At 56.3% G+C, this 7,054-nt stretch carries 6 protein-coding genes; 2 read left to right on the forward strand and 4 right to left on the reverse strand.

Features of this window, described 5'->3' with window-relative positions:
* Positions 1-97 precede the first annotated feature (97 nt).
* The 3 genes from K0F75_RS24660 to K0F75_RS24670 form a co-directional block, all read right to left on the reverse strand.
* Positions 98-898 (reverse strand): carbon-nitrogen hydrolase family protein, encoded by an 801-nt coding sequence (locus K0F75_RS24660; RefSeq protein WP_219064577.1) that lies wholly within the window; start codon positions 896-898, stop codon positions 98-100.
* 15 nt (positions 899-913) lie between these two features.
* Positions 914-2,593 carry an NAD(P)/FAD-dependent oxidoreductase gene (locus K0F75_RS24665; RefSeq protein ID WP_219064578.1) on the reverse strand — a complete coding sequence of 560 codons (1,680 nt, stop codon included), beginning with the start codon at positions 2,591-2,593 and terminating at the stop codon, positions 914-916.
* Between the two features lie 218 nt (positions 2,594-2,811).
* The gene (locus K0F75_RS24670; protein WP_219064584.1) at positions 2,812-3,273 is read right to left on the reverse strand and encodes an Lrp/AsnC family transcriptional regulator; all 462 of its coding nucleotides are present in this window, start codon (positions 3,271-3,273) and stop codon (positions 2,812-2,814) included.
* Positions 3,274-3,449: 176 nt separating this feature from the next.
* On the opposite strand from K0F75_RS24670, the gene K0F75_RS24675 reads away from it, so the two are divergent.
* Complete coding sequence (locus tag K0F75_RS24675) at positions 3,450-4,778, forward strand: MFS transporter (protein ID WP_219064579.1); 1,329 nt, start codon at positions 3,450-3,452, stop codon at positions 4,776-4,778.
* On the opposite strand, the gene K0F75_RS24680 is transcribed toward K0F75_RS24675, so the two are convergent.
* Positions 4,749-5,777: an AraC family transcriptional regulator gene (locus tag K0F75_RS24680; protein WP_219064580.1), complete on the reverse strand. Its 1,029-nt coding sequence runs from the start codon at positions 5,775-5,777 to the stop codon at positions 4,749-4,751. The two genes, K0F75_RS24675 and K0F75_RS24680, sit on opposite strands and share 30 nt — an antisense overlap.
* Before the next feature lie 513 nt (positions 5,778-6,290).
* Here K0F75_RS24680 and K0F75_RS24685 point away from each other — a divergent pair.
* Positions 6,291-6,998 (forward strand): hypothetical protein, encoded by a 708-nt coding sequence (locus tag K0F75_RS24685; protein WP_219064581.1) that lies wholly within the window; start codon positions 6,291-6,293, stop codon positions 6,996-6,998.
* Positions 6,999-7,054: the final 56 nt, after the last annotated feature.

A 7,054-nucleotide genomic window follows, 5' to 3' on the forward strand; every position in this document is an offset into this window, starting at 1 on the left:
CGTTTCAGCGAGAGGATTGTCATGCTAGCGGATATGACGAAGTTTGGGTCGGTATTGCTAGCGCGAAGAACGCGACACGGTCTATCGGGGGAGCGGTTCAGCCTTTGCTCAGCCCTGCATACAGCGCCGGCCGTCGGTCCTTGAAGTAGCTGTTGATCGCGCGTGAGTCGTCCATCAACTGGCGGTCCAGCGTGCCAATGATCAACGTTTCATCCTGCGCCGCTTGAGCGATTCGACTGCCATCGGGCGCAGCGATGCTGCTCAGGCCGCAGTAGTGGATGTCGCCTTCGCTGCCGCAGTAATTGGCGTAGGCCACATAGCATTGGTTTTCGAACGCGCGGGCACGAACGGTGACCTCGGCAATGAAGTCGTAGGGCGCCATGTTCGCGGTCGGCACCAGAATCAGATCGGCGCCGGCCAAGGCCAGACGCCGTGCATTTTCCGGGAACTCCAGGTCGTAGCAAATCAGCAGGCCGAGACGCCAGCCATTCAATTCAACCACCGGGAAATCATCGCCGCCGACGGTGAACATCGACTTATCCAGCTCACCGTAAAGATGGGTCTTGCGGTAGTGACAGACGCTCCTGCCCTGGGCGTCTATCAGTTGTACGGCGTTGTAAATCTGCGCATCGCTGGAACGTTCCGGGTAGCCATATAAAATGGCAATCCCCGCCGCCTGAGCGATGGCCGCCACCTGCCCGGCCGAGAGACCGTCACGGGTCTCGGCCAGCGAAAACGCAGCGGCCGCGCCGATGTTGTAACCGGTCAGGAACATCTCCGGGCAGACCAACAGGTCTGCCCCTTGTGCTGCGGCTTCAGACGCCTGTTGCGCCAGGCGATGCAGGTTGCCGCTGACATTCAGCGGCAGCGGCGGGCATTGATACAGGGCGATGCGCATGTCCGTGTTTTCCTCTCAGTCAGCGAGCGCGATAGGTCCGATTTCGTGGAATACATCGCCCGGGCCCGGGTTCTCTGGATGGGTACTGCCGCCAAAGTGATTCATGATGCCCCACACCGCATTCAATGAAGTCTGAACTGCGCCTTCAACCCAGGCAGGTGTCCACGACACGTCGTCCCCAGCGATGAAAATCCCGCGTTGTTCGCTCGGCATGTCCTGCTGCATGAAGTGCGCGTACATGCGCTGGTTATAGCGGTAATGCCCTGGCAATGCGCCTTTGAACGCCCCGAGGAAATGCGGGTCCGCTTCCCATGAGACGGTGATCGGGTCGCCAATAATGCGCGCGGCGATGTCGACCTTCGGATAGATTTTCTTCAGTGCGTCCAGCGCCAGCTTCACCCGCTTCTCGATGGGCTGCGGGAGCATCTTCAGCGCGTCGCTCATCCACGAGTAGGACAGGCAAATCACCCCCGGTTTGTCGTCGCCGTTATCAAACAGATACGTGCCGCGCGTGAGGCGGTCGGTGAGGGTCATGCTCATCAGGTCGCGACCGGTTTCAGGGTCTTTGTCCTTCCAGAACGGGCGGTCGACCATGACGAACGTTTTTGACGATTGCATGTAGCGCGTGCGGTCGAGTGCCATCCACATTTTCTGCGAGAACAATGACTCTTCGCACTCGATCTGGGTGGTCAGCAGCCAGCTTTGGCAGGTGGTCAGCACCGCTGCGTAGTGGCGGGTGTCGCCCCAGTTATCGGTGACTGCGAAGCGGCCATCGTCAGCGCGGGCGATGCGTTTGACCCCGGTGCGCGCTGCTCCGTGATGCAACGACGAGAGGCTGGTGCCTTCTGGCCAATGGGCGCAGCGTTCCGGCACATGGCGCCAGATACCCAGCGGCACTTGTTCTACACCGCCGACGATCAGGTGTTGGTGATCGTCGCAGTTGGTCATCACGACGCGGAAAATTTCCAGCATCGAGTTGGGGAAGTCCGAGTCCCAGCCGCCGGTACCGAAGCCCACTTGGCCGAACACTTCGCGGTGGGTGAAGGACAGTTTGGCGAAGGCTTTGGAGGTGGCGACGAAATCGTAAAACGTGCGGTCATCCCACAGAGGCACGAGGGTGTTCCACAGCTCTTTCAGGCGCGGCACATCGCGGTCACGGATGGCTTGCTGAATGTCGGCGAATTGCGAGCCCGCTTCCAGCGCATCGGCCCAGGCGTCGGCCACTTCCTGAAACAGCGCCGGAAGGTCCGACAATTGCTGTGCGTAATACGTGGTGCCTTCCAGGTCGATAACCGTGCTGCCAGACGCGGGGGTCAGCGGGTTAGGGAAGGGTTTTGATTCGAGGCCGAGCTTGTCGACATAGTGATAAAACGCCGTGGACGACACCGGGAAACGCATCCCACCCAACTCGGCGATGATCCCTTCCGTGCCTTCAAACGCCTGCGAGCGCAAACGCCCGCCCATCTTCGAAGCTTCATACACCACGGGCTTGAGGCCGAGCTTCATCAGCTCATAGGCCGCGACCAGACCTGCGATGCCCGCGCCGACAATCGCCACTTCCGTGCCATGGTTCTCGGCCGGAATACTGCCTAGCCCGGCTGGATGCTCGATCCAGTCGTCGAAGGCGAAAGGAAAATCCGGGCCGAAAATAGTGATCGGTTTTTTACCGTCTGCAGGATGGCGATTATTATTCATGACTGACCTTGTTCGACTAGGGTGCAAAAGAATCAGTCTAGATAAGAGTCAGCACGTTAATAAGATGCAATGTGTCGTCGTTTTGCAGGTTTATGCTGCAATCTGACGGTGGTGGTAGGTATTCTGTTAGATCGAGTCGCTTTCTTCGCGGGCAAGCGCGCTCCTACAGTTTGCTGCGCGACAGCACAGCGTAGAAGACGCGGCGGGGCCTAAAAGCATTACACCGGCTGCCCGCGATCAACCTTGCTACTGAGGATGATCGAGGTTGTGGTCTTCTCCACCCCATCGACGCTGCCAATCAAATCCAGCAACTGATCGAGCTGCTCGGGGGAGTCAGTGCGCAGCCACGCCACGTAATCGAATTCGCCGCTTACCGCACACAGCTGCTGCACCTGAGCCATGGTGCTGAGGCGACGAACGACTTCTTTGCCCGAGCGCGGCTGCACGGTAATGCCGACATACGCCTGCAACCCGCCATCTACCACGCGTTGACTCAGGCGCACACCGTAACCGGTGATGACCTTGGCTTTTTCCAGTCGGGCCAGGCGTGACGTCACCGTGGTTCTGGCAATCCCCAAATGCCGGGCAAGCATCGCGACGCTTTCGCGCGCGTTGATCTGCAGGGCTGCAATCAATTGGCGGTCGATTTCGTCAAGGGCGGGTGGGCGGCTATCGGGCAAGGTCATCTCCTTCAGTACGGCGAGCATGTTACCTGCTCCGAGCGCAATTAGCCGCCGCAGCGATACTTGGTTATGATCCTGTTTTATGGCAGTTTGATATTGATTTGTGCTCCCTTGTTTCGAGACATCGAAATGAGAATGTCCTGACGTTCAGTACCGTCCAAGGTTCAGAATAAATGCAAGGCTCCGCCGCTCTTTCACCTGCACCCTCGCCAACGGATCAGTTGCTGGCGCCTGTTCGCGCGCAAAAAAAACGCCTTGTATGGGCGGCTGCCATTGGCAATGGCCTGGTGACCTATGACTTCACGGTCTACAGTTTTTCCGCAATGACCATCGGCAAGTTGTTCTTCCCTTCCGACAGCGCGCTTGCATCGTTACTGATGGCACTGCTCACCTTTGGTGCCGGGTTCGCGATGCGGCCTATTGGCGCGTTGGTTATCGGCAATCTGGCAGACCGCAAAGGGCGCAAGGCAGGGCTCACCTTGTCCATTGTGTTGATGACGCTGGCCACCGGCATGATTGCATTTGCGCCGACCTACAGCGCCATAGGCGTGGCGTCCATGCTGCTTATTGTTTGTGGGCGGTTGTTACAGGGGTTCGCAGCCGGGGGCGAGATTGGCGTCTCTTCTGTTGTGCTGATGGAGCTGGCTGCCAAGGGGCGCCGCTGTTATGTGGTCAGTTGGCGCTCGGCCAGCCAGGCGGCAGCGGCACTGGCGGGTGCGCTGGTCGGGGCGTGCACAACGGCGATGATGACCCCTGAGGCGTTGCATCAATGGGGTTGGCGCATCCCGTTCATTTTGGGAATGCTGATCGGGCCAGTCGGGTGGTATATCCGTCGCAACATGGAAAATACCCCCATGAAAAGCCCACATCGGTCATCGGTGAAGGCCATGCTGGCGCAGCATGCTCGTACGCTAGGGTTGGGGATACTGTTGATGGCCGCGCCCACGGCTGGCATCTATCTCATGGTGTATTACATGCCTATCTATCTGGTCGGCACGTTGCATATGCTGCCGATGGTCAGCCTGCTCTCAGCCTGCCTTTCAAGTACGCTGATTTTTATCGGCGTGCCGCTGATGGCACGCGTCGCCGACCGGCAACGCCTGCGTAAGCCGATTCAGTACGCGACGATCATCAGTAGCATCTTGCTGGTGTACCCGGCTTTCCTTCTGTTGACTCGAGGGATCGGCGAGGTATCTTCATTGCTGGTTATCGGCGGCTATTCGGCGTTGTTGCTGTGCGGTAACGCTGCAACTACCGTGATGATACTGGAAGCGTTCCCTCGCCATCATCGGGCGACCGGTGTTTCGATGATCTACAGCTTGGGTACGACAATTTTTGGCGCTTTTTGCCCCTTTATCGTCACCTGGCTGATTGGCGTAACCGGTAACCCAATGGTGCCCGCGTGGTATTTGTTGGCAGCTTTGAGCATCAGTTTGTTCGCGCTGGTCCGGTTTCCAGGCAACCAGGAGCAATTACGACTCCAGCATGCAGGCGCTCTGTAACGCCGTGACCCGCAGTTCTTGTGGTGTCATCCCGTAGGTCCGACGGAAGGCTCGGGTAAAATCCGAAGCGCTCTTGAAGCCCAGCCCGTAAGCGATCCCGGCCACGGGCAGGTTCGGGAAGTTGACCAACTCATCGACGGCCTCGCGCAGCCTGCAATTGCGGATATAGGCGCCAAGACCGCCCTCGTGCTCGAACAGGCGATAAATTGTAGAACGAGGCAGTTGCAATGCCTCGATCAACGTTTCCGGGGTCAGCGTCCCACGGTGGAGGTTGGTCTGAACATAGCGGCGCGCCTTGTCGAACATGGCCGCGAGCACCGCTGCGCGCGCATTGCCACTGAGTTTTGCCTGTTTACCAAAAGCGCCAAGCAGAAGCTGGACGCTGGTGTCGAAGGCACTGCTCGCCTCGGCCGCACTCATGAGGTGCAGTTTTTGGGAAAGCGCGTCCGCGTGCTCTATAAGCAGGCAGGCCAGGGGCGATGTATTTTCAAGCACCCGGCCATGGATCGACTCTGCGTGGGGAAAGGCGGCGTCCACGATCGCCCTGGGCACGAACAACGTCAGTACCCTGCATGCCCCACGCTGCATGCGCACCGGTTGATTGAGGTCCAGCGCAAGAACACTGCCCGAGGAATGCGCTTTGCGACGAGGCAGGCTGATCCCCTCGATGGACTCGTTCCCCCCCCTCGTGAAAATATGGAAAACATAATCGCGATGGGTGTCCGTGGAAATGCGCGCCACCGAGCGTTCGAGTAACAAGGCGTCGGAGAGACAGTCGGTAAAGCGTCGTGGTCCAATGTCGTAACGGTCGATTGACGCATTGAAGGGGTTTTCGACTTGCGTCAACGAGGGTACGACATCAATGACATGACTGACCCGATCCCGCCATGCCAGCAACTGCTGTTGCGGTAACTTCCCCGTCACATTGAAGTGTTTATGGGTAACTTCACTCGCGGGCGAAAGACTGCCTTGCAGGTTTCTAGTTATTACGCTGACCATTCCATCATTCCCGCCAAGGCGTCAGTACCCACACAGCTTGAGCGGGCAACCCGCATGCTTTGCAAAAACAGTTCCAAGTCTGAGACACGCGGTCAAGTCTCTGCGCAATCCCACAAAAACTATGGCTAACCCAGTTGTGATTCAAGGAAGAGTACTGTCCTGACTGGATGATCCCGAAGACACAACGGCTCCATTGCTACAACAATGGGTGTCTAGTCTTCACATTACTTTTTAACTTATGTTGATGGGTGCCAGCAATGTGCCATTATTGTGGCGTCATTGGTTTGTCATAAGAGGTAGGGAAAGGCGATTGTGGTGAATTATCTGAAATATTTAGTAAGAAATTTAAAAAACTGAGACACACTGTCTAGTGCTCATAAAAAACACATAGATAATCCAATGAAATAACTGCCAACCCTGTTGTGATTCAGGGGTGGGGGCTGTGCTGCATGGCTGATCCCCAAAATCGCAACGACCTTCTTGCTACAACAAAAATTTTTCGGGGAGCACCACATGCACGCCTTCAAACAGCATTCATCACGAACGCCAGGTCAATTGACGATCCTGGCGGTTGCCATCGCTTCGACCCTCGCCGTTGGCCAAGCTCAGGCTTTGCAGTTGGAGGCGACCTTACTGGATAACTCAACCATCATCAGTGACAGTAATACCGGTTTTGAGAACCCAGAAGGTACCATAGGCAAGCTGAATAATAGCGGCACCATCAGCGGTTATTGGGCGGGTATTAACAATCAGGGCACCATAACCTCTCTGAACAATTCCATCACTGGCATCATCAGTGGCGACTACGCTGGCATTGAAAACTATAGCGCCATAACCACGCTGAACAACAGCGGCATCATCAATAATAGCAATAGCAATAGCAATAGCAATAGCAATTTCATGTTTGGCGGCAGAGCTATCTACAACCAGGGCACAATTACTACGCTGAACAACAGCGGTACCATCAGCAATAGCAATAACAATAGCAATTTCATGTTTGGCAGTGGCGGAGCTATCTACAACCAGGGCACCATTACTACGCTGAACAACAGCGGCACCATCAGCAATAGCAATAGCAATAGCAATAGCAATTTCATGTTTGGCGGTGGCGGAGCTATCTACAATTGGGGCACTATTACTGCGCTGAATAATAGCGGCACCATAATAGGCAGCGACTATGCCATTTACAATTATTCAAACGCCACCCTAGGGAAGGTCTGAAGTAAGCAGCAGTTTTTAACGGCCTCGCTGTTTGAGGTTCAAAAAACGCCGATTTA

Origin of the sequence: Pseudomonas sp. UMAB-08 (assembly GCF_900095225.1) — a bacterium.
Classification (GTDB): domain Bacteria; phylum Pseudomonadota; class Gammaproteobacteria; order Pseudomonadales; family Pseudomonadaceae; genus Aquipseudomonas.

What these genes read in the sequence shown, in the direction of transcription:
- K0F75_RS24660 (WP_219064577.1), bottom strand. Translation starts at nt 898, where the DNA reads ATGCGCATCGCCCTGTATCAATGCCCGCCGCTGCCGCTGAATGTCAGC.
- K0F75_RS24675 (WP_219064579.1), top strand. Translation starts at nt 3,450, where the DNA reads ATGCAAGGCTCCGCCGCTCTTTCACCTGCACCCTCGCCAACGGATCAG.
- K0F75_RS24680 (WP_219064580.1), bottom strand. Translation starts at nt 5,777, where the DNA reads ATGGTCAGCGTAATAACTAGAAACCTGCAAGGCAGTCTTTCGCCCGCG.
- K0F75_RS24665 (WP_219064578.1), bottom strand. Translation starts at nt 2,593, where the DNA reads ATGAATAATAATCGCCATCCTGCAGACGGTAAAAAACCGATCACTATT.
- K0F75_RS24685 (WP_219064581.1), top strand. Translation starts at nt 6,291, where the DNA reads ATGCACGCCTTCAAACAGCATTCATCACGAACGCCAGGTCAATTGACG.